Origin of the sequence: Pseudomonas sp. TCU-HL1, assembly GCF_001708505.1 — a bacterium.
GTDB lineage: Bacteria > Pseudomonadota > Gammaproteobacteria > Pseudomonadales > Pseudomonadaceae > Metapseudomonas.
This window is the reverse complement of record NZ_CP015992.1, coordinates 4,184,852-4,204,396: the sequence shown is the minus strand read 5'-3', so window position 1 is coordinate 4,204,396 and position 19,545 is coordinate 4,184,852. Positions and strand designations below refer to the sequence as shown.

23 protein-coding genes are annotated in these 19,545 nt (G+C 65.0%); 20 read left to right on the top strand and 3 right to left on the bottom strand.

Going from position 1 to position 19,545, the window contains the following annotated elements:
- Positions 1-19: 19 nt before the first annotated feature.
- From THL1_RS19495 to THL1_RS19455, 9 genes are all read left to right on the top strand, one after another.
- Positions 20-2,227 (top strand): chemotaxis protein CheA, encoded by a 2,208-nt coding sequence (locus tag THL1_RS19495; RefSeq protein ID WP_069084770.1) that lies wholly within the window; start codon positions 20-22, stop codon positions 2,225-2,227.
- A gap of 44 nt (positions 2,228-2,271) precedes the next feature.
- The gene (locus THL1_RS19490; RefSeq protein ID WP_069084769.1) at positions 2,272-3,360 is read left to right on the top strand and encodes a protein-glutamate methylesterase/protein-glutamine glutaminase; all 1,089 of its coding nucleotides are present in this window, start codon (positions 2,272-2,274) and stop codon (positions 3,358-3,360) included.
- Between the two features lie 16 nt (positions 3,361-3,376).
- Positions 3,377-4,117, top strand: coding sequence for a flagellar motor protein (locus THL1_RS19485; RefSeq protein WP_069084768.1), 741 nt, complete (start codon positions 3,377-3,379; stop codon positions 4,115-4,117).
- Between the two features lie 10 nt (positions 4,118-4,127).
- The gene (gene motD, locus THL1_RS19480) at positions 4,128-5,015 is read left to right on the top strand and encodes a flagellar motor protein MotD (RefSeq protein WP_069084767.1); all 888 of its coding nucleotides are present in this window, start codon (positions 4,128-4,130) and stop codon (positions 5,013-5,015) included.
- A gap of 50 nt (positions 5,016-5,065) precedes the next feature.
- Positions 5,066-5,854, top strand: a complete 789-nt coding sequence (locus THL1_RS19475; protein ID WP_069084766.1) for a ParA family protein — start codon at positions 5,066-5,068, stop codon at positions 5,852-5,854.
- Positions 5,855-5,941: 87 nt separating this feature from the next.
- Positions 5,942-6,799, top strand: a complete 858-nt coding sequence (locus THL1_RS19470) for a CheW domain-containing protein (protein WP_069084765.1) — start codon at positions 5,942-5,944, stop codon at positions 6,797-6,799.
- A gap of 94 nt (positions 6,800-6,893) precedes the next feature.
- Positions 6,894-7,373, top strand: a complete 480-nt coding sequence (locus tag THL1_RS19465) for a chemotaxis protein CheW (RefSeq protein ID WP_069084764.1) — start codon at positions 6,894-6,896, stop codon at positions 7,371-7,373.
- A gap of 1 nt (position 7,374) precedes the next feature.
- Positions 7,375-7,785: a DUF2802 domain-containing protein gene (locus tag THL1_RS19460; protein ID WP_145928344.1), complete on the top strand. Its 411-nt coding sequence runs from the start codon at positions 7,375-7,377 to the stop codon at positions 7,783-7,785.
- A 183-nt stretch (positions 7,786-7,968) separates the two neighbouring features.
- Complete coding sequence (locus THL1_RS19455; protein WP_069084763.1) at positions 7,969-8,406, top strand: rhodanese-like domain-containing protein; 438 nt, start codon at positions 7,969-7,971, stop codon at positions 8,404-8,406.
- Here the strand turns inward: THL1_RS19455 and THL1_RS19450 are convergent.
- A complete protein-coding gene (locus THL1_RS19450) occupies positions 8,387-8,716 on the bottom strand; it encodes an EscU/YscU/HrcU family type III secretion system export apparatus switch protein (RefSeq protein ID WP_069084762.1) in 330 nt (109 codons plus the stop codon). The two genes, THL1_RS19455 and THL1_RS19450, sit on opposite strands and share 20 nt — an antisense overlap.
- Positions 8,717-8,837: 121 nt before the next feature.
- Positions 8,838-10,376, bottom strand: a complete 1,539-nt coding sequence (locus THL1_RS19445) for a flagellar hook-length control protein FliK (RefSeq protein WP_069084761.1) — start codon at positions 10,374-10,376, stop codon at positions 8,838-8,840.
- 151 nt (positions 10,377-10,527) lie between these two features.
- On the opposite strand from THL1_RS19445, the gene ccmA reads away from it, so the two are divergent.
- From ccmA to THL1_RS19390, 11 genes are all read left to right on the top strand, one after another.
- A complete protein-coding gene (gene ccmA, locus THL1_RS19440; RefSeq protein WP_069084760.1) occupies positions 10,528-11,163 on the top strand; it encodes a cytochrome c biogenesis heme-transporting ATPase CcmA in 636 nt (211 codons plus the stop codon).
- Entirely contained in the window at positions 11,160-11,831 is a 672-nt protein-coding gene (ccmB, locus tag THL1_RS19435) for a heme exporter protein CcmB (RefSeq protein ID WP_069084759.1), read from the top strand. The genes ccmA and ccmB overlap by 4 nt, the downstream gene beginning before the upstream one ends.
- A 13-nt stretch (positions 11,832-11,844) precedes the next feature.
- Positions 11,845-12,600, top strand: a complete 756-nt coding sequence (locus tag THL1_RS19430; protein WP_177343862.1) for a heme ABC transporter permease — start codon at positions 11,845-11,847, stop codon at positions 12,598-12,600.
- Positions 12,600-12,776 (top strand): heme exporter protein CcmD, encoded by a 177-nt coding sequence (gene ccmD, locus THL1_RS19425; RefSeq protein WP_069084757.1) that lies wholly within the window; start codon positions 12,600-12,602, stop codon positions 12,774-12,776. The genes THL1_RS19430 and ccmD overlap by 1 nt, the downstream gene beginning before the upstream one ends.
- Positions 12,773-13,219 carry a cytochrome c maturation protein CcmE gene (gene ccmE, locus THL1_RS19420; protein ID WP_069084756.1) on the top strand — a complete coding sequence of 149 codons (447 nt, stop codon included), beginning with the start codon at positions 12,773-12,775 and terminating at the stop codon, positions 13,217-13,219. The genes ccmD and ccmE overlap by 4 nt, the downstream gene beginning before the upstream one ends.
- A gap of 4 nt (positions 13,220-13,223) precedes the next feature.
- Positions 13,224-15,197 (top strand): heme lyase CcmF/NrfE family subunit, encoded by a 1,974-nt coding sequence (locus tag THL1_RS19415; protein ID WP_069084755.1) that lies wholly within the window; start codon positions 13,224-13,226, stop codon positions 15,195-15,197.
- Entirely contained in the window at positions 15,194-15,730 is a 537-nt protein-coding gene (locus tag THL1_RS19410; protein WP_069084754.1) for a DsbE family thiol:disulfide interchange protein, read from the top strand. The genes THL1_RS19415 and THL1_RS19410 overlap by 4 nt, the downstream gene beginning before the upstream one ends.
- Positions 15,727-16,215 (top strand): cytochrome c-type biogenesis protein, encoded by a 489-nt coding sequence (locus THL1_RS19405; protein WP_069084753.1) that lies wholly within the window; start codon positions 15,727-15,729, stop codon positions 16,213-16,215. The genes THL1_RS19410 and THL1_RS19405 overlap by 4 nt, the downstream gene beginning before the upstream one ends.
- Positions 16,212-17,423 carry a c-type cytochrome biogenesis protein CcmI gene (gene ccmI / locus THL1_RS19400; protein WP_069084752.1) on the top strand — a complete coding sequence of 404 codons (1,212 nt, stop codon included), beginning with the start codon at positions 16,212-16,214 and terminating at the stop codon, positions 17,421-17,423. Before THL1_RS19405 ends, ccmI begins: the two co-directional genes overlap by 4 nt.
- The gene (locus tag THL1_RS19395; protein WP_069084751.1) at positions 17,420-17,866 is read left to right on the top strand and encodes a hypothetical protein; all 447 of its coding nucleotides are present in this window, start codon (positions 17,420-17,422) and stop codon (positions 17,864-17,866) included. Before ccmI ends, THL1_RS19395 begins: the two co-directional genes overlap by 4 nt.
- Positions 17,867-18,182: 316 nt before the next feature.
- A complete protein-coding gene (locus THL1_RS19390; protein ID WP_069084750.1) occupies positions 18,183-18,725 on the top strand; it encodes a DUF4124 domain-containing protein in 543 nt (180 codons plus the stop codon).
- Between the two features lie 34 nt (positions 18,726-18,759).
- Here the strand turns inward: THL1_RS19390 and THL1_RS19385 are convergent, their stop codons facing one another.
- A complete protein-coding gene (locus THL1_RS19385) occupies positions 18,760-19,410 on the bottom strand; it encodes a hypothetical protein (protein ID WP_069084749.1) in 651 nt (216 codons plus the stop codon).
- Between the last annotated feature and the right edge of the window lie 135 nt (positions 19,411-19,545).

The window sequence follows — 19,545 nt, the reverse complement described above, 5'->3', positions numbered from 1 at the left end:
AACCCTATGGAGCGCTCATATGAGCTTCGACGCCGATGAAGAAATCCTCCAGGACTTCCTGGTAGAGGCCGGCGAGATTCTGGAGCAACTGTCCGAGCAGCTGGTCGAGCTGGAAAGCCGCCCGGACGACATGGACCTGCTCAACGCGATATTCCGTGGTTTCCATACCGTGAAGGGCGGCGCTGGCTTCCTCCAGCTCAATACCCTGGTGGAATGCTGCCATATCGCCGAAAACGTCTTCGACATTCTGCGCAAGGGCGAGCGCCGCGTGGATGCCGAGTTGATGGACGTGGTGCTGCAGGCCCTGGACGCGGTCAACGAGATGTTCAGCGAGGTGCGCGAGCGCAGCGAGCCGACGCCCGCAACACCTGAGCTGCTCGCAGCGCTGTCGCGGCTGGCCGAGCCGAATGGCGCTGAACCCGTTTCCGTGGCTCCCGCTGCATCGGCTCCGATGGTCGAAGCGCCTGCTCCAGTCGCAGCATCCGCGGACATCACCGACAGTGAGTTCGAACAGTTGCTGGACGCCCTCGGCGATAACGCCGGTGTGGTGGCCGAGTCCACTGCGGCCGCCGACGAAATCACCGACGACGAGTTCGAAGCGCTGCTGGACCAACTGCACGGCAAGGGCAAGTTTGTCGCTGCTGCGGAAGCACAACCCCCTGTAGTCGCCCAGGCTGCAGCCGCGGCTGTCGCCACGGCGGGTGCGGGTGACGATATCTCGGACGACGAGTTCGAGGGTCTGCTCGACCAGCTGCACGGCAAGGGCAAGTTCGGTGGCATCGTGGAAGTGGCTGCCAGTGCTCCGGCCGCGCCGGTCGCTGCGGTCGCTGGAGCGGCTGGCGAAAACATCACCGACGACGAATTCGAAGCGCTCCTTGACCAGCTGCACGGCTCGGGCAAGTTCTCCGGTGCTGCCGAGGAACCCGCTGTCGCAACTGCCGCGGTGGCGAGCCGCCCGGCCGCTGCGCCGGCTCCCAAGCCTTTGGCCAAGGCTGAGCCCGCGCCACGCCAGACGCCTGCCACTGGCAACGGCGCCGCCGGCCCGGCCGTGGCCAGCGAAGCGGAAACCACCGTACGGGTGGATACCGCGCGCCTGGACGAGATCATGAACATGGTCGGCGAGCTGGTGCTGGTGCGTAATCGCCTGGTGCGCCTGGGTGCCAACAGTGGCGACGAATCGATGGCCAAGGCCGTGTCCAACCTGGACGTGGTCACCGCCGACCTGCAGACTGCGGTAATGAAGACGCGGATGCAGCCGATCAAGAAGGTCTTCGGCCGCTTCCCGCGCCTGGTCCGTGACCTGGCGCGCAACCTGAAGAAAGAAATCAACCTCGAGCTGGTGGGCGAGGAAACCGACCTGGACAAGAACCTGGTCGAGGCCCTGGCCGACCCGCTGGTGCACCTGGTGCGCAACGCCGTCGACCACGGCATCGAGTCCCCCGAGGAGCGCGAGGCCGCTGGCAAACCGCGTACCGGCCGGGTGGTCCTGTCCGCCGAGCAGGAAGGCGACCACATCCTTCTGATGATCACCGACGACGGCAAGGGCATGGATGCAGCAGTGCTGCGTGCCAAGGCGGTGGAGAAGGGCCTGCTGGACAAGGATGCCGCCGAGCGCCTGACTGAGCTGGAATGCTACAACCTGATCTTCGCCCCGGGCTTCTCGACCAAGACCGAGATTTCCGACGTGTCCGGCCGCGGCGTCGGCATGGACGTGGTGAAGACCAAGATTTCCCAGCTCAACGGCACGGTGAACGTGTTCTCGCAGAAGGGCCATGGCTCGAAGATCGTCATCAAGGTCCCGCTGACCCTGGCGATCATGCCGACCCTGATGGTGATGCTGGGCGACCAGGCGTTCGCATTCCCGCTGGTCAACGTCAACGAGATCTTCCACCTCGACCTGTCCCGCACCAACGTGGTGGACGGCCAGGAAGTGGTGATCGTCCGCGACAAGGCCCTGCCGCTGTTCTACCTCAAGCGCTGGCTGGTTCGCGACGCGGCGGTGGAAGAGCAGGGCGAGGGGCACGTGGTGATTCTCTCCGTGGGCACCCAGCGCATCGGCTTCGTGGTCGACCAACTGGTCGGGCAGGAAGAGGTGGTGATCAAGCCGCTGGGCAAGATGCTCCAGGGCACGCCGGGCATGTCCGGCGCCACCATCACCGGTGACGGCCGTATCGCACTGATCCTCGACGTGCCGAGCATGCTCAAGCATTACGCGCGCCGTGGCTGATCTGGGGCGGCCAGCAATGGCCGCCCGCTAGGAGCTTTTTTCTTATGGCAGTCAAGGTTCTGGTGGTGGATGACTCCGGGTTCTTCCGCCGCCGTGTCTCGGAAATCCTTTCGTCCGACCCCAATATCCAGGTGGTGGGTACCGCCACCAATGGCCGGGAGGCCATTGACCAGGCGCTGGCGCTCAAGCCCGACGTCATCACCATGGACTACGAGATGCCGATGATGGACGGCATCACGGCGGTGCGGCACATCATGCAGCGCTGCCCGACGCCGGTCATGATGTTCTCTTCGCTGACCCACGAAGGCGCCCGCGTCACCCTCGACGCCCTGGATGCCGGTGCGGTGGATTTCCTGCCCAAGAACTTCGAGGACATCTCGCGTACGCCCGAGAAGGTCAAGCAGTTGCTGTGCGAGAAGGTGCACAGCATCGCGCGCAGTAACCGTCGCTACAGTAGCTTCAGCGCGCCGGCACCGGCTTCCAGCGCTCCGGTGCGCCCGGCCCATGCCGCGGCACAACCGAGTCACGCCGCCCCTGCGGCTCCGGCGGCGTCCGCAGCCCCAAAGCGTAAAGCCTACCGGCTGGTGGCCATCGGCACCTCCACCGGCGGGCCGGTCGCCCTGCAACGCGTGCTCACCCAACTGCCGGCCAACTTCCCGGCGCCGCTGGTGCTGGTCCAGCACATGCCAGCAGCGTTCACCAAGGCCTTCGCCGAGCGCCTGGACAAGCTGTGCCGGATTTCCGTCAAGGAAGCCGAGGATGGCGACGTGCTGCGTCCCGGCCTGGCCCTGCTGGCTCCCGGCGGCAAGCAGATGATGGTCGACGCGCGCGGCGTGGTGCGCATCCTGCCCGGTGACGAACGCTTGAACTACAAGCCTTGCGTGGACATCACCTTTGGCTCCGCGGCCAAGGCCTACAATGACAAGGTCCTGGCGGTGGTGCTGACCGGCATGGGCGCGGATGGCCGTGAAGGCGCGCGCCTGCTCAAGCAGGGCGGTAGCCAGATCTGGGCCCAGGACGAAGCCAGTTGCGTGATCTACGGCATGCCCATGGCGGTGGTGAAGGCCAACCTGGCCGACGCCGTCTACGGCCTGGACGATATCGGCCGGCACCTGGTCGAGGCGTGCATGTAATGGAGAAACCCAGGTAATGGATGTACTGAGCCTCATCGGGGTAATCCTGGCCTTCGTCGCCATCATCGGCGGCAATTACCTCGAAGGCGGCCACGCCGCGGCCCTGCTCAATGGGCCGGCGGCGCTCATCGTCCTGGGTGGAACCCTGGGCGCTGCGTTCCTGCAGACGCCCATGAGCATCTTCAAGCGCGCGCTGGGCATCATTCGCTGGATTCTTTTCCCGCCCCTGGTGGACCTCGCCGGCGGTATCGACCGCGTGGTCAACTGGAGCATGACCGCCCGCAAGGAAGGCCTGCTGGGCCTGGAGCCGGTGGCCGATAGCGAGCCCGATCCGTTCGCGCGCAAAGGCCTGCAGTTGCTGGTGGACGGCGCCGAGCCGGAATCCATCCGCAGCATCCTCGAAGTCGACCTCTTCACCCAGGAAGGGCGCGACCTGCAGGCGGCCAAGGTGTTCGAGAGCATGGGCGGCTACGCGCCCACCATCGGCATCATCGGCGCGGTGATGGGGCTGATCCATGTCATGGGCAACCTGGCCGATCCGAGCCAGTTGGGTGGCGGCATTGCCGTGGCTTTCGTGGCCACCATCTACGGCGTCGGCTTCGCCAACCTGCTGCTGCTGCCGATCGGCAACAAGCTGAAGTCCATTGCCATGCGTCAGTCGCGCTACCGCGAAATGCTCCTGGAGGGCGTCCTCTCCATCGCTGAAGGCGAGAACCCCCGCTCCATTGAACTCAAGCTGCAAGGCTTCATGGATTGAGGAGTTGGGCATGGCACGCAGGCGGCATCAGGAAGAACACGAGAATCATGAGCGCTGGCTGGTGTCCTACGCGGACTTCATCACCTTGCTGTTCGCCTTCTTTGTGGTGATGTACTCCATCTCCTCGATCAACGAAGGCAAGTACAAGATCCTTTCGGACACCCTGGTGGGCGTGTTCAACCAGCCTGATCGTTCGATCAAGCCGATCCCGGTGGGCGAAGAGAAACCGCGTACTGCCGAGCCGGATCGTTCCATGGCGGAGGAAAGCGAGCGCACGCAGACGTCCCTCGACGATTCGGGCGCCGACCCGTTGCAGCAGATCGCCCAGAACGTTCGCGATGCCTTTGGCGATCTGATCAACGCCGATCAATTGAATGTGAGCGGCAACGAACTCTGGGTGGAGATCGAGATGAACTCCAGCCTGCTGTTCCCCAGTGGCGACGCCATTCCCAACGATGTTGCCTTTGACCTGATCGAGAGGATTGCCAGGATTCTGGCACCCTACGGCAACCCGGTTCACGTCGAAGGCTTTACCGACAACCTGCCCATCGCCACCTCGCGGTTTCCGTCCAATTGGGAGCTGTCTTCGGCGAGGGCGGCCAGCATCGTGCGCATGCTGGCCATGGGCGGAGTGTCGCCAGGCCGCATGGCAGCCGTGGGCTATGGTGAGTTTCAGCCGGTAGCGGATAACGCCACCGCGGAAGGCCGCGCGCGTAACCGCCGCGTGGTGCTGGTGGTTTCCCGAAACCTAGATGTACGTCGTAGCGTCAGCGGCGTTGGCAGTGCCAATGCCAAGCCGGATGCCGCCTTGCAGAAGGCTGGCACGCAACCTGCACCACCAGCGCCAGCACAGGCCCCCGGAACGGGTGCCGTCAATTCCCTGTCGCCTGCCCCGTAGGGTAGGTGAAGAGTCTCGGTGCAACCGCGCAGCCGGGAGGATGAACGAAGATGAGAGTCTGGGCAGTAGCCAACCAAAAAGGTGGAGTCGGCAAGACCACCACATCCATCGCCCTCGCGGGCCTGCTGGCCGATGCCGGCAAGCGCGTGGTGGTGGTCGACCTCGACCCCCACGGGTCGATGACCAGTTACTTCGGGCACGACCCGGACACCCTGGAGCACAGCTGCTTCGACCTGTTCCTGAACCAGGGCAGCGTGCCAGACGGCCTGCCGCGCGAGCTGCTGCTGCAGACCAGCCATGAGCGCATCTCGCTGCTGCCGTCCAGCACCGCACTGGCGACCCTGGAGCGCCAGTCGCCGGGGCAGAACGGTCTCGGCCTGGTGATCGCCAAAAGCCTGGCCCAGCTCTGGCAGCAGTTCGATCATGCCATCATCGATAGCCCGCCCTTGCTCGGCGTACTCATGGTCAACGCCCTGGCGGCCAGCCAGCAACTGGTCATCCCGGTGCAGACCGAGTTCCTCGCGGTGAAGGGCCTGGAGCGCATGGTCAGCACGCTGAGCATGGTCAACCGTTCTCGCAAGCAGGCGCTGCCCTACACCATCGTGCCGACCCTGTTCGACCGGCGGACCCAGGCCTCGCTCAATACCCTGAAAGTGTTGCGCAACAACTACCCGGATCACCTCTGGCAGGCCTACATCCCGGTGGACACTCGCCTGCGCGACGCCAGCCGCGCGGGTGTCACGCCGTCGCAGTACGATTCCAACAGCCGTGGTGTGATCGCCTACCGGGCCCTGCTCAAGCATTTGCTCAGCCGGCAGTTGGCTGCCCAGGTGGCCTGAAATGCGTTGCGTTGCCGACCGCAGGGGCTCAAGTGAAAGGCGTCGTCTGCCGATAGGCTCTACAGATCAATCCCTTGGGTTCCCAACATGAGTCGTCCCCTCGCCACCGCTACCCGCCCGCAACTGGCCCTGCAGTCGTACCTGGATGCGCTGCTGCATGAGGCGTCGGTCGAGCTGGCCGAAAGCATTAGCCGGGAAGAGTTCGAAGCCGCGGTGCTGGAAGAGCAGGTCCGCGATGCGCGCCTGACCCACGTGCTGGCCGAGGTGTCGGTGCAGGTGCCCGAGCCGCTGGCTACGCCCGTCCTGGCAGCGGTCGAGCCGGCGTTCGAGGTAGAGCCGCTGCTGGTGTTGGAGCCCGAGTTCCTGGCACCGGTCGAGCCTGCAGCCGAGCCCGTGCTGATGCGGGTCGAGCCACTGGTGGAGCTCAGCGTTCCTGGCACCCACCAATCCGATATTCCCGCGCTGATCGCCGAGGGGCGGCCAGCCTGGGGCGAAGAGCCCTTCGAGTGCCTGCTGTTCGATGTCGCGGGCCTGACCCTGGCGGTGCCGCTGGTGTCGCTGGGCTCCATCTACCCATTGGCCGGGCAGGAACTGACACCCTTGTTCGGACAGCCCGACTGGTTCCTCGGCATACTGCCGTGTCAGGCTGGCAACCTGAAGGTGCTGGACACCGCGCGCTGGGTGATGCCCGAGCGCTACCGCGATGACTTCCGCGAAGGCCTGCAGTACGTGATTTCGGTTCAAGGTTACGAGTGGGGGCTGGCGGTGCACCAGGTCAGCCGTTCCATCCGCCTGGACCCGAACGAGATCAAGTGGCGCAGCCAGCGTAGCCAGCGGCCTTGGTTGGCCGGTACTGTCATCGAACATATGTGCGCGCTGCTGGATGTCTCGGCACTGGCCGAACTGATCGCCAGCGGCGCCATCAAGCGCATGTCGCTGAATTGAGGGGAGAGGTCCCGCAGCCTGCGGGACCCTGTGAATATGACAGCGGGTTTACCCGCGAATGCCGCCCCGGGTGGCTCAAGAGAGGCTAGGGAACATGAAGAAATCGTCCGCTCAAGGTGCCGAAGATCCCATCCTGCAATGGGTGACTTTCCGCCTGGACAACGAAACCTACGGCATCAATGTGATGCAAGTGCAGGAAGTCCTGCGCTACACCGAGATCGCGCCGGTGCCGGGGGCGCCGAGCTATGTGCTGGGCATCATCAACCTGCGCGGCAACGTGGTCACCGTGATCGACACCCGCCAGCGTTTCGGTCTCGGCCCGGCGCCGGTGACCGACAACACCCGCATCGTGATCATCGAGGCCGACAAGCAAGTGGTCGGTATCCTGGTCGACAGCGTGGCCGAGGTGGTTTACCTGCGCCAATCCGAGATCGAGACCGCGCCCAACGTCGGTAACGAAGAATCCGCCAAGTTCATCCAGGGCGTCTGCAACAAGAACGGCGAACTGCTGATCCTCGTCGAGCTGGACAAGATGATGAGCGAGGAAGAGTGGTCGGAGCTGGAGTGCATCTGAGTTGATCGGCATCGCACTGCTCGCGGCAGCGCTTGCCCTGGCCTGCATCGGCCTGGGGGGCGCCTGCTACTGGCTCGCCAAGCGCTTGCGCCAGGAAGTGGAGGCCCAGGCTACACGCGATGCGGTGCGCGACCAGAAGCTCAAGGAGCTGGGCAAACGCCTGGATACCTACCTGGCTGGCAGCGTGCGCATGGGCGAAGAGCTCCACGAGCTGCGCCGCGTAGTAGCGCCGCTGCCAGACAAGCTGAACCAGATCGAACAGCGCGACCCCAACAGCGTTTCCTTCAGCCAGGCCGCGCGTCTGGTAGGGCTGGGTGCCAGTGTCGACGACCTGACCCAGTCCTGCGGCCTGACCAAGGCCGAGGCCGAGCTAGTGAGCAAGCTGCACCAGGCCCAGAAGGATCGCGGCTGACGCTCGTTCCTGTTCCCTGATTCCGTGGGAGAGGTGGAGCGCAGTGCCCACCTTGAGTCCTGCAAACCGTTTTAGTACCCGCTGTTCTTAACCCATCCCCGCCCCATTCCAATTGTTCCAATTCTCAGGTGTGCGCCTGACCTAAGCTGAAATTCCGGGGCTTCTCTCCGGGGAGGTCCGGCGATGCGTCTACTTCCACTGCTGTTCTTCTGCCTGGTGCCGCTTCTGCACGCCCAGGAAGCCCCCATGGAAGTGAAGGGCGCAATGACGGTCAACGTATTGCAGGCGCGTTACCTGTATGAACGCGGGGCGATATTCATCGATGTGCGACCCACCCGCGAATGGACCTGGGGCCATATCCATGGCGCCCTGCATCTCGACCTGCTCGACCGCTTCAGCGACCTGGAGCAACCGCAATGGCCGCGCCAGATTCCGCTGGTGATCTACTGCGACAGCGAAGTCTGCCCTCATGGCGCGGAGGCGGTGAGGATGGCGGTGAGCTGGGGCTACCGGCAGGTGTTCTACTTCCGTGAAGGGTATTTCGCCTGGCAGCTGCAGGACTTCCCCCAAGGCAAGGGGCTGGAGGGCGAACGTGTGGTGTTCAATCGCCCGGTCCGCTGAGCAATGGTAGGGCCGGTGCGATCTCGCGCTCGGCACCGGGGTCGAAGCCTGCCGGGCATTTGCCTTTCAGGTGCCAGGCAAAGGCGATGATCTCGGCGATGGCGCGGTAGAGTGGCTCGGGGATGGCGTCGCCCAGTTCCAGACGGGCCAGCAGGCGCACCAGGTCGGCGTTCTCGTAGATCGGTACTTCGTACTCGCGAGCAATGGCGAGGATGGCTTCGGCCAGCTCGTCGTCGCCCTTGGCAGTGAGGTTGGGGGCGCTGACTCCGTCGTAGGAGAGGGCGATGGCCTGGCGCGGTTTTTTGTTCATTCCGGCTTCCTTGCAAATGTGCAGCGCGAAGGCAAGCGAGCAGCGACGAGGCAGTACGAATAGTACGGTGAGGAGCTGGGAGCGCAGCCGACAAAGCTGAACGCATGCAAGGGAGTTGGAATCATGCGGTATCGTCCACCCAGCGCTGTTCGAGTGTGGTGCGGTGGCCGCGTGGCGGCTGACCCTGGATGCACGCCAGCTCGCCGACGGTGAGACCCGCTGCCTGAAGGCGCTCACGCAGGTTCGGCAGTTCGCGGTCTATCAATCCGGCCGTGTCGGCGCGCTCCGCCCACAGCTGGCTGGACAGGCTGCCCTGCGCCAGTTGCGCCTGGACCTGCAATGGCCCAAGCGGTTCCAGGTCGAAGGCCAGTTCGATGCGCCAGAGGCTCTCCTTACGCTCGTTCTTTTCCTGTCGTCCTTCCTGCTCCTGCTGCAACTTGATCTGCAGCGGGACGATGTCCTGCTGATTGCGCATGGGCACTTCCAGCTGCCAGGTGGTGAGCAGGTTGCCGTCGGGCGTCATCTGGGTCTGGGCGAGGCTGGAGAGCTGATGGGTCTGGAGCCGGGATACGGCGGCGGCGGCGAGTTTCAGCAGGGTTTCCAGGTCGCCTTCGTCCTCGGCCGCCTGGGCCAGGCGCGAGGGCAGGGGGAAGCTCAGGGCCTGCTGGCGGGCGTTGGCCTGGCCAAGGGCGCCCAGCGCGTTGCGGATGAAGGCTGGCAGCGCCTGGGCCATGGCGTTGCTGGTACCAGTGGTTGGCAAGCTGGTGGGCGTTGGCAGGGCCGGCAGCAGTTGGGCGACCAGGCGCAACAGGTTGGCCTTGAAATCCTGGGGCAGGGCGCCGGTCTGGCCGGCCAGCAGTCGCGACTCCAACAGGGCACCGCTGTTCTCCAGGGCCTGCGCCAGCATCTTGGGGTCACCCAGTTGGCGGATGTCGGGCAGGGCGCCCAGCAGCCTGTCCATGGCGGCGTGCAGGTTCTCCGGCAGGTTGTCCCGTCCGGCGCTCTGCATTGCGCCGATCAGCGCATCGAGCGAGCCCTGGCGGCTCTGCTGGCCAGCCAGTTGCTGGGTGAGTTCGAGCTGGTCCAGCTGTGCGGCCAGAGGCAGGAACTGCAGCATCTGGCTGCCCTGGACCTGGGCGCTGAGCAGGCTGCCGATGGGCAGCGGACGCGGGCTTTCAATGCTCAGCTGGTTCCCGGCGAGCGGGGTATTGAGGAGGTTGACCAGCACCTTGTAGACCGCCGCCTGGACCTTGCCTTGGGTGGCCAGCTCGCTGGCGACCACCTTGCCCTGGACCAGGGTGCCGATGGGCAGGAGGTCGAGATCGAGGCTGCCGAGGGCGCGCGTGCCGCCTTTCAGGGCCATCGCCAGGCGGTTGTCCGACAGGGCCGTGACGTTGAGCAGGGTGCCCTGCACCAGGGGGCGCGGGCTGCTGGCCTCCAGCGTGGTCTGGCTGCCATTGCCCAGCGTGAGTTTCAGCAGCAACTGGAAGCTCTGTGCCGTCTCTTTCAGGGCGATGACTTCGGCGTCGGCACTTTCCCCTGCCGCCAGCAGGCCGTCCAGGGGCTGCAACAGCTTGAGCGCCATGTCCACGGCGTTCTGCGCGGGACGGACAGTGGGCTGGCTGGGGGGAAGAGGGCGCGTGCCGCTGATTTCGGTCATCGAGGGGTTACAACCTGTCGAAAAAGCTCACTTCGGGGGTGCGGTATGGCATGTATAATGCCGCCCCGTCCGGGCCGACCGCGAGCTTTGGAGTTCTCCAGTATAGCGGCCGGCACCTCCCTGACTTGAATGCTTCCCGGGTACCCATGCCGTGACCAGTCCCTATCTCGAGACCGTGGCCCTCGCCTGCGAGCGGGACTGGCGTCTGCTGTTCGAGCGGCTGGACCTGCAGCTTGCCCGTGGCGAGATGCTCCAGGTCGCCGGCCCCAACGGCAGCGGCAAGACCAGCCTGCTGCGCCTGCTCTGCGGCTTGATGCAACCCACCGCCGGGGAAGTGCGCCTGAACGGCAAGCCACTGGCCAGCCAGCGCAGCGAGCTGGCGCGCAACCTGCTGTGGATCGGCCATGCCGCTGGCATCAAGGGCCTGCTGACCGCCGAGGAAAACCTGCGCTGGCTCTGTGCCCTGCATCAGCCCGCCGGTCGCGAGGCGATCTGGGAAGCCCTGGAGGCCGTGGGCTTGCGTGGATTCGAGGATGTGCCCTGTCACACCCTGTCGGCTGGCCAGCAGCGCCGCGTCGCCCTGGCACGGCTATACCTCGACGCGCCGCCGCTCTGGATCCTCGACGAACCCTTCACCGCTCTCGACAAACAGGGCGTCGCCCAACTCGAAGCGCACCTGGCGCGGCATTGCGAGCAGGGCGGCCTGGTGGTCTTCACCACCCACCACAGTATGGGCACCGTGCCTTCCGGCTACCGCGAACTTGACCTGGGGCAGCGCCGCGCATGAGTAATGTCTTTACCTTGCTGGTCGCCCGTGAAGCCCGCCTGTTGGTACGCCGTCCGGCGGAATTGGCCAATCCCCTGGTGTTCTTCGCCATAGTGGTCGCATTGTTTCCGCTGGCAGTCGGCCCCGAGACCCAATTGTTGCAAAGCCTTTCCCCTGGCCTGGTCTGGGTGGCGGCCCTGCTGGCGGTCCTGCTCTCGCTGGACGGGCTTTTCCGCAGTGATTTCGAAGATGGCTCGCTGGAACAGTGGGTCGTTTCGCCGCACCCCCTGCCGCTTCTGGTCCTGGCCAAGGTGCTGGCACACTGGCTTTTTTCCGGATTGGCCCTGGTGCTGCTGGCGCCGCTGCTGGCCCTGATGCTTGGCCTGCCGGCACGTTGCCTGCCGGTGCTGCTGCTCTCGTTGCTGCTCGGCACCCCGGTGCTGAGCCTGCTGGGTGCGGTGGGCGCCGCCCTGACCGTGGGGCTCAAGCGCGGTGGCCTGCTCCTGGCGCTGCTGATCCTGCCGCTGTATATCCCGGTGCTGATCCTCGGCAGCGGAGCGTTGCAAGCGGCCCTGCAAGGACTGCCGGCTGTCGGCCACCTGTTGTGGCTGGCCAGCCTCACCGCCCTGGCGGTGACCCTGACACCCTTTGCCATAGCCGCCGGCCTGACCATCAGCGTCGGCGAATAAAGAATAGAGTTGCCTGATGAACTGGACTTGGTTTCACAAACTCGGCTCACCGAAGTGGTTCTACGAGATCAGCGGCCGCTGGCTGCCCTGGTTCGCCTGGGGCGCACTGATCCTGATCACCGTTGGCCTGGTCTGGGGCCTGGTGTTTGCGCCGCCGGACTACCAGCAGGGCAACAGCTTCCGCATCATCTATATCCATGTACCGGCGGCCTTCCTCGCCCAGTCCTGCTACATCACGCTGGCCGTGTGCGGCGTGGTCGGGCTGGTCTGGAAGATGAAGATCGCCGACGTCGCCTTGCAGGCCGCCGCACCCATCGGCGCCTGGATGACCTTCGTGGCCCTGCTCACTGGCGCGATCTGGGGCAAGCCGACCTGGGGCGCCTGGTGGGTGTGGGATGCCCGACTGACGTCGATGCTCATCCTCCTTTTCCTGTACTTCGGTGTCATTGCCCTCGGCCAGGCGATCAGCAATCGTGACAGCGCCGCCAAGGCGTGCGCAGTACTGGCCATCGTCGGCGTGATCAACATTCCGATCATCAAGTACTCGGTGGAGTGGTGGAACACCCTGCACCAGCCGGCCACGTTCAAGATCACCGAGAAGCCGGCCATGCCCCCGGAGATGTGGGTGCCGCTGTTGATCATGGTGGTCGGCTTCTATTGCTTCTTCACCACCGTGGTGCTGATGCGCATGCGCCTGGAAGTGCTGAGGCGCGAAGCACGCAGCAGCTGGGCCAAGGCCGAGATTCAGGCACAAGTGGGTAAGGTCTGATGAGTTTTTCTTCCTTCACCGAGTTTCTCGCCATGGGTGACCATGGCCTGTATGTCTGGACCGCGTACGGCATCAGCCTCGGGGTACTGGCCATCAACGTCGCCATGCCACTGATCGCACGGCGGCGTTATCTGCACGACGAGGCGCGCCGTTTGCGCCGGGAGGAGTCGAAGTGAATCCGGTTCGCAAGAAGCGTCTGTACATCATCATCGCCATCCTGGCGGGGGTGGGTATCGCCGTGGCGCTGGCGCTGTCTGCGCTGCAACAGAACATCAACCTGTTCTACACCCCGACCCAGATCGCCAATGGCGAGGCCCCGCAGGACACGCGCATCCGTGCCGGCGGGATGGTGGAAAAGGGCTCGGTGCAGCGCTCCGGTGATTCCCTCGACGTGCAGTTCGTGGTCACTGACTTCGCCAAGAGCGTGACCATCCGCTATCACGGCATCCTGCCCGACCTGTTCCGTGAAGGGCAGGGCATTGTCGCCCTCGGCAAACTGAATGCCGACGGTGTGCTGGTGGCCGACGAGGTACTCGCCAAGCACGACGAGAACTACATGCCGCCCGAAGTAACCAAGGCCCTCAAGGAAAGCGGCCAGCTACCCAGGAAAGAGGGTTGATCTGATGATTCCTGAACTTGGCCACCTGGCCCTGATTCTCGCCCTGTGCATGGCCCTGGTGCAGGCAAGCCTGCCGCTGGTCGGCGCCTGGCGTGGCGACCGCCAGTGGATGAGCCTGGCCCAGCCGGCCGCCTGGGGGCAGTTCGCCTTCCTGGCCTTCGCCTTCGGCTGCCTGACCTACGCCTTCATGGTGGATGACTTCTCCGTTGCCTACGTCGCCAGCAACTCCAACAGCGCGCTGCCCTGGTACTACAAGTTCAGCGCCGTCTGGGGTGCCCATGAAGGCTCGCTGCTGCTCTGGGCGCTGATCCTGGGGGGCTGGACCTTCGCCGTGTCGGTCTTCTCCCGGCAGTTGCCGGAAGTGATGCTGGCCCGTGTGCTGGCGGTGATGGGGATGATCAGCATCGGCTTCCTGCTGTTCCTGATCGTCACCTCCAACCCCTTCAACCGCTTGCTGCCGAACATGCCGGCTGACGGTAACGACCTCAACCCGCTGCTGCAGGATTTCGGCCTGATCGTCCACCCGCCGATGCTCTACATGGGCTATGTGGGCTTCTCGGTGGCTTTCGCCTTCGCCATCGCCGCGCTGCTGGGCGGTCGCCTGGACGCAGCCTGGGCACGCTGGTCGCGTCCGTGGACCATCATCGCCTGGGCCTTCCTCGGTATCGGCATCGTGCTGGGGTCCTGGTGGGCCTACTACGAGCTGGGCTGGGGCGGCTGGTGGTTCTGGGACCCGGTGGAGAATGCGTCCTTCATGCCCTGGCTGGTGGGCACTGCGCTCATCCACTCCCTGGCGGTCACCGAGAAGCGTGGTGTGTTCAAGAGCTGGACCGTGCTGCTGGCCATCGCGGCCTTCTCCCTGAGTCTGCTCGGCACTTTCCTGGTCCGCTCCGGTGTGCTGACCTCGGTGCATGCCTTCGCCTCCGACCCGGAGCGCGGCGTCTTCATCCTCGCGTTCCTGCTGTTGGTGGTGGGCGGTTCCCTCGCGCTGTTCGCCGTGCGCGCCCCCGTGGTCAAGAGCCAGGTGGGCTTCGCCCTGTGGTCCCGAGAAACCCTGCTGCTGGTGAACAACCTGGTGCTGGTGGTGGCGGCCTCGATGATCCTGCTCGGCACCCTCTACCCGCTGGTGCTGGACGCCCTGACCGGTGCCAAGCTGTCGGTGGGCCCGCCGTACTTCAACGCGCTGTTCTTGCCGCTGATGGGCATCCTCATGCTGGCCCTGGCTGCGGGCGTACTGGTGCGCTGGAAGGACACCCCGCTGAAGTGGCTGCTGGGCATGCTCGGCCCGGTGCTGATCGGCAGCCTGGTGCTCGGCGTGCTGGCGGCCTTCCTCTACGGCGACTTCCATTGGGCCGTGCTGGCGGTGGGCGCGCTGTCCGCCTGGGTGGTGCTGGCCGGCGTCCGCGACCTGATCGACAAGACTCGCCACAAGGGCCTGCTCAAGGGCGCCGCCGGCCTGACCCGCAGCTACTGGGGCATGCAACTGGCCCATGCCGGCATCGCCCTCTGCGCCCTGGGTGTGGTGCTCTCCAGCCAGTACAGTGCCGAGCGCGACCTGCGCCTGGCGCCGGGCGAATCGATAGAACTGGGTGGTTACCGCTTCCTCTTCGAGGGGGCGGTGCATCATGAAGGTCCGAACTTCACCTCTGACAAAGGCACCGTCATCGTCTTCGACGGCGACAAGCAAGTGTCGGTGCTGCACCCGGAGAAGCGCCTCTACACCGTGCAGCAGTCCGTGATGACCGAGGCCGGCATTGACGCGGGCTTCACCCGCGATCTCTATGTGGCCCTTGGCGAGCCCCTGGACAGCGGTGCCTGGGCGGTGCGTGTACACGTGAAACCCTTCGTCCGCTGGATCTGGCTCGGTGGTCTGTTGATGGGCCTGGGCGGCCTGATGGCCGCGTTCGACCGGCGCTACCGCGTGAAAGTGAAGACCCGCGTCCGTGAGGCGCTGGGCATGGCTGGAGTCCAAGCATGAAGCGTCTGATCCTCGTCCTGCCCCTGCTGGGTTTCCTGGCCATTGCGGTATTCCTCTATCGCGGCCTGTTCCTCGACCCGGCGGAGCTGCCCTCGGCGCTGATCGGCAAGCCGTTCCCGGCGTTCTCCCTGCCGAGCGTCACCGGCGAGCGCACCCTCACCGAGGCCGACCTCAAGGGCAAGCCCGCGCTGGTCAACGTCTGGGGGACCTGGTGCGTGTCCTGCCGCGTGGAACACCCGGTACTGAACAAGCTGGCGCAGATGGGCGTGACCATCTACGGCGTCAACTACAAGGACGACAATGCCGCCGCGCTGAAATGGCTGAAGGAGTTCCACAACCCCTACCAGCTCGATATCCGTGACGAGCAGGGCAGCCTCGGGCTGGACCTGGGGGTGTACGGTGCCCCTGAAACCTTCCTGATCGACAAGGACGGCATCATCCGCCACAAGTTCGTCGGCGTGATCGACGAGACCGTCTGGCGCGAGCAGCTGGCGCCGCTTTACCACTCCCTGGAAGACGAGGCGGGCAAATGAAGCGCCTGATCGCCGCCGCCCTGCTGGGCCTGGCCCTGGCCGGTGGCGCCCGCGCCGCTATCGACACCTACGAGTTCAAGGATGAAGCCGAGCGCGAGCGCTTCCGCACCCTGACCGAAGAGCTGCGTTGCCCGAAGTGCCAGAACCAGAACATCGCCGACTCCAATGCGCCCATCGCCACTGACCTGCGTCGCGAGATCTATCGCATGCTGGAAGAGGGCAAGAGCAATCAGGACATCGTCGATTTCCTGGTCGCCCGCTATGGCGACTTCGTGCTCTACAAACCGCCGGTCAACGCTCGCACCTTGCTGCTCTGGTACGGCCCTGCCGGCCTGCTGGTGGGTGGTCTCGTGGTGCTGGGCATCATCGTCGTGCGCCGTCGCCGGGTAGAGAACCACCCGGCCCAGGTGTCGCTTTCCGCCGATGAGCAGGCGCGTCTCGATGCCCTGCTGAAATCCGAGAACCAGGACAAGAAAGACTCATGATCGATTTCTGGCTCGCCGCCGGCCTGCTTCTGCTGGCCGCCCTGGCTTTCCTGCTGATTCCCGTGCTGCGCGGCCGCAAGGCCCAGACCGAGGAAGACCGCACTTCTCTCAACGTTGCCCTCTATCAGGAACGCCTGGACGAGCTGGAATCCCAGCACAGTGTCGGCACCCTGACCGCCGAGCAGTTCGAAGCCGGCCGCGCCGAGGCTGCCCGCGAACTCCTGGCCGATACCGAAGGCACCGACAACGCTCGTTCGTACCGCCTGGGCAAGGCGCTGCCGCTGCTGGCCGCCATCATCGTGCCGCTGCTCGGCTTCGGCCTCTACCTGCACTGGGGCGCTAGCGACAAGGTAGAACTGGCCCGTGAGCTGCGTGAGCAACCACGCAGCATCGAGGAAATGACCTCGCGTCTTGAGCGCGTCGTGGAAGCCCAGCCGGAATCCGCTGAAGGCTGGTACTTCCTCGCTCGTACCTATATGGCGCAGGATCGCCCGGCTGATGCCGCGCGTGCTTATGAGCAGGCCGTCAAACGCGGTGGCCGTGAACCCGAATTGCTTGGCCAGTGGGCCCAGGCGTTGTACTTCGCCAGCCAGAAGAAGTTGACCCCCGAGGTCAAGGCGCTGACCGAAGAAGCGCTGAAGGCTGATCCCAACGAGGTCACCAGCCTCGGCCTGCTGGGCATTGCAGGCTTCGAAGAGGGGCGCTTCCAGGACGCCATCGCCTACTGGTCGCGCCTGATCACCCAGTTGCCGGCGGATGATCCGTCCCGTGGCGCCCTGCAGGGTGGCATCGACAAGGCCCGCGAGAAGCTCAAGGAGAGCGGCGTGGCCGTTGAAGCGCCGGCTGCCGCACCCGCGACGGCCGGTGCGCAGCTCAAGGTCCGTGTCGACCTGGCGGCGGCGCTGAAGGACAAGGTGCAGCCGGGCGATAGCGTGTTCATATTCGCCCGTGCCACCTCCGGCCCGCCCATGCCGCTGGCGGTCAAACGCATGACCGTGGCCGACCTCCCGGTGGAAGTCAGCCTGAGCGACGCGGACGCCATGATGCCGCAGCTCAAGATCTCCAATTTCCCGCAGGTGCAGTTGGTCGCGCGGATCTCCCGTAGTGGCAATGCGACCGCAGGTGAATGGATAGGAAGCAGTTCGCCGCTGTCTACTGGTTCGTCGGATACCCAACGACTGACCATCGACAGCCCGGACAAGAAATGACCACTCACACCGCGCTTCCGGCAGGGCCGAGCACCCGCTTCGGCCTGCCCCTGATCTGCCTCCTCCTGGCCCTGGCCGGCTGTGCCGGCCAGGGCCCTTACCATGAACCCGACGAGCCCGAGTGGGAGCCCTCCCACAAGCCGCCAGCGGTTCAGACTCCCCCGCCGCAGAGTCGCCCCATGCCCCCTGTGCAGCCGCAACCACCGAAGCAGGCGCCGCGCATGAAGGCCCATCCGCGCTTCGCCCCGCCGCCGGGCGGCAACTGCTACTGGGATACCGGCCTGGGCGTCTACGTGCTCGAGGGCGAGCGCAACCTGTTCTATCGCGAGCGCGTCTACTACCGCTGGGACAACGGCTGGAGCTACTCCAACGGCCCGCAAGGCCCCTGGCAACCCACCGACGCCAGCGGCGTACCGGCCGGGTTGGGGCGAAAGTTCCACTGAGCCCTGCACGGGCCTGCGGATGGTTACTGAGCGCAGTCTGCAGGGTGGATGGCGCTCTTTCATCCACCATCGGTGCCGACCTGAGCTCCGTCTGGTGGACATGAAAAGCGATGTCCACCCTTGGGGTGGCAATCAAGGCCCAATTCCCGCGCCAGGCCCGCGGTAGGGTGCGCCATGCGCACCGAGCCGTATCAGGTACGGCGCCGCGCTCAGCGACCGGTGCGCGGCGCACCCTACCCGTTCAAGCTGAACGCCGGTTGCCCCTGGCAAACGCCTTCTGTAGTGTGCTGGCATTCAGCCATCTCGGAGGTCCTGGATGCTGCCCCGTCTTGCGTTTGTCACCCTTGCCTTGCTGCTGGCTCAACCCCTTTCCGCCCAGGTCTACCAATGGCGCGATGCGGATGGGAAGGTGCATTTCACCGACACTCCGCCACCCCAGAGCCGTTCGGTCGAAACGCAAGACTTGCAGGTCAATGGCATGCAGCCTGTGCAGGCTCCGCAGCCGGAGCCTGCTGCCGAGTCACACGAGCCCACGCTCAATCCTGGCCAGTTGCATCAGAAGGGCCTGCAACAGTGTTCCACCGCCATTGCCCGGATGCCCTCGCTGATCAACGAGACCCAGAAGCTGGGCCGCGCTGCGGTACGCCAGGAAAAGATCAGCCAGAACCAGCTGGACAAGGCCATGTACAAGATGGACGACTTCTACAAGGGCCTGAAGCGTAACGAGCGCGAATGCGTCAGCGAGTACGTCGCCAGCGAGAAGGCGCGTAACTCCGTCGATTGCCTGGCCGATACCCCGGATGTGCTCAGCTTCGGGCAGTGCATGCAATTCGCCGAGTGGGCTGAGACCTTCAACTAAGAGACCCCAGGCGCAGCCGCGCCTGGTGCGCTCGTCAATGACGTTCGGAAAGGCTGGCGGCGGAGACCTCTGTCTTGCAGCGTTTCCGGGCCGTGGCCACCAGCAGGCACATGGCCCCGTAGCCGGCTGCGATCAGTAGCGGGTATGCCGCCATCAGCTCGGACAGGCTGTACTTCCACGCCAGCGGCCGGCCAACGCCCAGCAGGGCCGCGTAGAACCAGGACACCGCAGAGACCGAGCCGGCGAACAGCGCCAGGCTGCGCATGGCCGGGGGCAGGCCGAGCAGCGAACCGGCGCGCGCCAGTGCCGGCAGGACAGCCTGGTGCAGCAGCATGCCGTTCAGGGTCAGCAGCGCAACGATCAGTACTTTGGCCTGCAGCTTGGGATTGAGCAGATAGGTCCAGCCCTTGACCGACATGTCGAGCAGGATGATGACGGCACCCGTCACCCAGAGCATCAGCAGGGCAAGAGAAATAGTGCGTTGCAGGGATTCCAGGTGGGACGGCCGGCAGTGCGCGGAGTCGTCGCCACGCAACAGTTGCCTGGCCATGGCCAGATCACTGGTCAGCACCAGGCCCACGGCGACGCAGCAGGCGATCAGGTGCATGTAGACGACCGCCAGGCGCACCAACTCGAGGTTGGCTTCCTGCTTCAGTAGCGCAGTGACCAGGTGAAAGAATTCCATGTTTTATCTCTTGTTCTATGAAATCGCCACCCCGTTCCGCCTGTGGGGCGCGCGGGCTGCGGCGGTTCGTGCGGCACGAGATGGCGTGCAGAATCGGAATCATTAACGCAGGGGTGGCGATATTATTTGTAAATA

Bases quoted from the DNA above. Each gene is read 5' to 3' on its own strand.
- THL1_RS19495 (WP_069084770.1), top strand. From the start codon at position 20: ATGAGCTTCGACGCCGATGAAGAAATCCTCCAGGACTTCCTGGTAGAG.
- THL1_RS19490 (WP_069084769.1), top strand. From the start codon at position 2,272: ATGGCAGTCAAGGTTCTGGTGGTGGATGACTCCGGGTTCTTCCGCCGC.
- THL1_RS19485 (WP_069084768.1), top strand. From the start codon at position 3,377: ATGGATGTACTGAGCCTCATCGGGGTAATCCTGGCCTTCGTCGCCATC.
- motD (WP_069084767.1), top strand. From the start codon at position 4,128: ATGGCACGCAGGCGGCATCAGGAAGAACACGAGAATCATGAGCGCTGG.
- THL1_RS19475 (WP_069084766.1), top strand. From the start codon at position 5,066: ATGAGAGTCTGGGCAGTAGCCAACCAAAAAGGTGGAGTCGGCAAGACC.
- THL1_RS19470 (WP_069084765.1), top strand. From the start codon at position 5,942: ATGAGTCGTCCCCTCGCCACCGCTACCCGCCCGCAACTGGCCCTGCAG.
- THL1_RS19465 (WP_069084764.1), top strand. From the start codon at position 6,894: ATGAAGAAATCGTCCGCTCAAGGTGCCGAAGATCCCATCCTGCAATGG.
- THL1_RS19455 (WP_069084763.1), top strand. From the start codon at position 7,969: ATGCGTCTACTTCCACTGCTGTTCTTCTGCCTGGTGCCGCTTCTGCAC.
- THL1_RS19450 (WP_069084762.1), bottom strand. From the start codon at position 8,716: ATGAACAAAAAACCGCGCCAGGCCATCGCCCTCTCCTACGACGGAGTC.
- THL1_RS19445 (WP_069084761.1), bottom strand. From the start codon at position 10,376: ATGACCGAAATCAGCGGCACGCGCCCTCTTCCCCCCAGCCAGCCCACT.
- ccmB (WP_069084759.1), top strand. From the start codon at position 11,160: ATGAGTAATGTCTTTACCTTGCTGGTCGCCCGTGAAGCCCGCCTGTTG.
- ccmD (WP_069084757.1), top strand. From the start codon at position 12,600: ATGAGTTTTTCTTCCTTCACCGAGTTTCTCGCCATGGGTGACCATGGC.
- THL1_RS19415 (WP_069084755.1), top strand. From the start codon at position 13,224: ATGATTCCTGAACTTGGCCACCTGGCCCTGATTCTCGCCCTGTGCATG.
- THL1_RS19410 (WP_069084754.1), top strand. From the start codon at position 15,194: ATGAAGCGTCTGATCCTCGTCCTGCCCCTGCTGGGTTTCCTGGCCATT.
- THL1_RS19405 (WP_069084753.1), top strand. From the start codon at position 15,727: ATGAAGCGCCTGATCGCCGCCGCCCTGCTGGGCCTGGCCCTGGCCGGT.
- ccmI (WP_069084752.1), top strand. From the start codon at position 16,212: ATGATCGATTTCTGGCTCGCCGCCGGCCTGCTTCTGCTGGCCGCCCTG.
- THL1_RS19395 (WP_069084751.1), top strand. From the start codon at position 17,420: ATGACCACTCACACCGCGCTTCCGGCAGGGCCGAGCACCCGCTTCGGC.
- THL1_RS19390 (WP_069084750.1), top strand. From the start codon at position 18,183: ATGCTGCCCCGTCTTGCGTTTGTCACCCTTGCCTTGCTGCTGGCTCAA.
- THL1_RS19385 (WP_069084749.1), bottom strand. From the start codon at position 19,410: ATGGAATTCTTTCACCTGGTCACTGCGCTACTGAAGCAGGAAGCCAAC.